This window comes from Limnospira sp. PMC 1279.21, assembly GCF_032349615.1.
Classification (GTDB): domain Bacteria; phylum Cyanobacteriota; class Cyanobacteriia; order Cyanobacteriales; family Microcoleaceae; genus Limnospira; species Limnospira fusiformis.
In genome coordinates, this window is the sequence record NZ_JARPLU010000291.1 from 1 (window position 1) to 3,233 (window position 3,233).

The 3,233-nt window shown below is 44.8% G+C and carries 4 protein-coding genes; 2 read left to right on the forward strand and 2 right to left on the reverse strand.

Features of this window, described 5'->3' with window-relative positions:
* Positions 1-54 precede the first annotated feature (54 nt).
* Together P5683_RS23620 and P5683_RS23625 are read left to right on the forward strand one after the other, a co-directional pair.
* Positions 55-1,008 (forward strand): PhoH family protein, encoded by a 954-nt coding sequence (locus P5683_RS23620; RefSeq protein WP_006620985.1) that lies wholly within the window; start codon positions 55-57, stop codon positions 1,006-1,008.
* Between the two features lie 37 nt (positions 1,009-1,045).
* Positions 1,046-1,432 (forward strand): ChuX/HutX family heme-like substrate-binding protein, encoded by a 387-nt coding sequence (locus tag P5683_RS23625; RefSeq protein ID WP_008055723.1) that lies wholly within the window; start codon positions 1,046-1,048, stop codon positions 1,430-1,432.
* 124 nt (positions 1,433-1,556) lie between these two features.
* Here the strand turns inward: P5683_RS23625 and P5683_RS23630 are convergent, their stop codons facing one another.
* Positions 1,557-2,087 (reverse strand): sulfotransferase, encoded by a 531-nt coding sequence (locus P5683_RS23630; protein ID WP_187757837.1) that lies wholly within the window; start codon positions 2,085-2,087, stop codon positions 1,557-1,559.
* Positions 2,088-2,157: 70 nt separating this feature from the next.
* A complete protein-coding gene (locus P5683_RS23635) occupies positions 2,158-3,120 on the reverse strand; it encodes a GDP-mannose 4,6-dehydratase (protein WP_006670676.1) in 963 nt (320 codons plus the stop codon).
* Positions 3,121-3,233 lie beyond the last annotated feature (113 nt).

A 3,233-nucleotide genomic window follows, 5' to 3' on the forward strand; every position in this document is an offset into this window, starting at 1 on the left:
TTCCTCTCCGCGATAAATCACGGAGCTTCCAACCCTCCCAGGAGTTTTACGTGAATGACTGAGCGACTGACGATTCAGTTACCTACTATCGAAAGTGCGATCGCTTTAGGGGGTTATCAAGAAGATAATCTCAAAACCCTGTCTAAACAAACTGGAACTCAGATAGTTTTGCGGGGTCAAGATTTGCTGATTAGTGGTACGACTAAACAGGTAGAATTGTGCCGAGTTTTGATAGAATCCCTCAAACCTTTTTGGGAAAATGGTAAAACTATCACAGACCCCGATATTCTAACCGCACGTCATGCTATTAATACCCACCAAGAAGCTAATCTGCGGGAACTTCAGCAGGATGTTTTAGCGAGAACTCGCCGAGGTCAGGATATACGCGCTAAAACTTTCCGTCAGCGACAATATATCCAAGCTATCCGCACCCATGATTTAACTTTTTGCATTGGACCAGCGGGAACTGGTAAAACTTATCTAGCAGCAATTATCGCGCTTCAGGCGTTACTTTCTGACCAATACGAAAGGTTAATTCTTACCCGTCCAGCGGTGGAAGCGGGGGAACGTCTAGGCTTCCTTCCGGGAGATTTGCAGCAAAAGGTTAATCCCTATTTGCGACCTCTTTATGATGCGATTTATGAGTTGGTAGACCCAGAAAAAGCAGCTAATTTGATGGAAAGGGGAGTGATTGAAGTTGCGCCTATTGCTTATATGCGGGGACGCACTCTCAATAATTCCTTTATCATCCTTGATGAGGCGCAAAATACGACTCCCGGACAAATGAAAATGGTGCTGACTCGTTTAGGGTCGCGATCGCGCATGGTGGTAACGGGTGATATTACCCAGACGGATCTACCACTAAATCAATCTTCGGGGTTGACAGTTGCCCTCAAGATTCTGCAAAATATTGAAGGGATAGCTTTCTGTGAGTTTTCTCAGGCGGATGTGGTGCGGAATCCTCTGGTTCAGCGCATTGTCGCCGCCTATGAACGACATGAAAAATAAATGACTATTACTGGATAGGTAATAGCTGAGAATAACTATGGCTGATTTAAAAGAGTTGTTAGAGTCTTGCGAAAGTTTGGGAACTTTGCGCTTAATTGTGACCAGTAGTGCTGCTGTTCTGGAAGTTAAGGGGAAAATTCAAAAGCTATTTTATGCAGAACTTCCGAAAGGAATGTATGCTAATATGCACAGCGATTTGTTTGAATTCCACCTAAATATTGACCAAATTAAAGCGGTTAAATTTGAGACGGGAGAAGCGAAGCGCGGGAATTTTACTACCTATGCGATTCGGTTTTTAGATGCTGAAAATCAACCAGCTTTAAGTGCTTTTTTACAATGGGGAAAACCGGGAGAATATGAACCAGGACAGGTAGAAGCCTGGGAGGGTTTGCGCGCCCAATATGGCGACCACATACAATTATAATTCTCCTGGGTTGGTGGGTTGAAAGGAAGTGGAACCCAACATAGGTTGATGTGGGTGGGGTTAATCAACCAACTGTCCGGGTTCCTAGGGGTTTCCCAGCGGCGGGATGACCATATAGCTGCGGTTATGGGTTAACTTCGTATTTGGCTAAGTCGGCTTTTACCTGTTCCAAAAATTGACGCGATCGCTCTAAATCCGCCCTAGCACGTTCCAGCTTTTCAGATGATATCACAGTTGGGGATTCGGAAACTTGAGCCGATTCAGGAGTTTGGAATCGCACCTGTCCGATAGTAACAATACTATCATCCCGCAAAATAGCCTGTACAGTGAGTTCATTTTCCCCAGAAAATTCCCCCAAATCAATAATTTCTTTAAAGCCACTAATACTGGCGCTTGGTGCGTCGGGGTAAACCTTGGCGACATCAGGACGAGAATCACTAACGGAAATAGTTTTAACAATCTTTTCCCCCTGTAGGATTTCCACAGCAATAGCGGGTAAAGTTTTACCCAATACCCAACCGGAAAATTCAATTTCCGCAGAGTTAAGTTTAGCTTCGGCTTGGGGTCTATCAATCATAAAACCCAGCAGGGACTCACATTCCTCTTTAGGGACTAAGACAACTTCCAGAATGTGAACTTCTTTGTTTTTAGCCATTAGTAAATAATTAATCAAAAATCAGAGTTGTCAGCATAGACTATGATATTATATCATATCTATGTAGGTATTATGGCGATCGCTCCTGTTGCGCTTGCACCATCATTTTGACTATATCAGGCATTTGAAACTGAGCCTCCCATCCTAACTTATGTTTAGCCTTAGCGGGGGAGGCGCGACCGACAGCGATATCTGTAGGACGGTAGAGGCTTTGGTCAGTTTCGACAAAATCTTCCCAGTTTAGACCGACACAATCAAAAGCAGTTTTGACAAAATCCTGAAGAGAGTAAGTTTCCCCGGTAGCGATCGCATAATCATCAGCTTGTGGCTGCTGAAGCATCAAATACATGGCCTCGACATACTCAGGAGCCCAACCCCAATCTCGCTGCACGGAGATTCTACCCAAATATAGTTTATCCTGATTTCCAGAGGCGATCGCACAGGCTCCATGAATAATTTTCTGAGTCACAAACCGGGAGGGTCTCAGGGGGGACTCATGGTTAAATAGTATTCCAGAACAAGCAAATAAACCATAGGCTTCGCGATAGTTAGCGACTTCCCAAAAGGCGGCGGACTTAGCGACCGCGTAGGGACTGCGAGGACGAAAGGGGGTATTTTCATCCGCAGGTTCGCCGTAGGTATCACCAAAACACTCACTAGACCCAGCATTATAGAGTTTAATAGGTGCGCCAGTAAATCGGATCGCTTCTAAGAGGTTGAGGGTTCCCCCAGCGATACTATCGAGGGTTTCCACAGGTTGGTCAAAGGATAGACCCACGGAACTCTGACCCGCCAAGTTATAGACTTCCTGTGGTTCAACCTGGGTCAAAACTTGAAGAACACTACGAAAGTCGGTGAGAGACATGGAATATAATTTCACTCGGTCATAAATTCCCAACCTTTTCAAGTTCCGAAATGATGACATCTGTGCATCACGGGAAGTACCATATACCGCATAACCTTGATCTAACAGCAGTGATGCTAAATAGGCTCCATCCTGTCCAGATATTCCACAAATTAGCGCTTTTTTCATATACCGGGGTGGTTCAGACTACCAAATACAGATAATAACCGAATCATCATTCTAGTCCGTAGGGTGCGTCAGAGGGATAACCTATCGGGTCAACGGCCAATTTGGTTCATCTA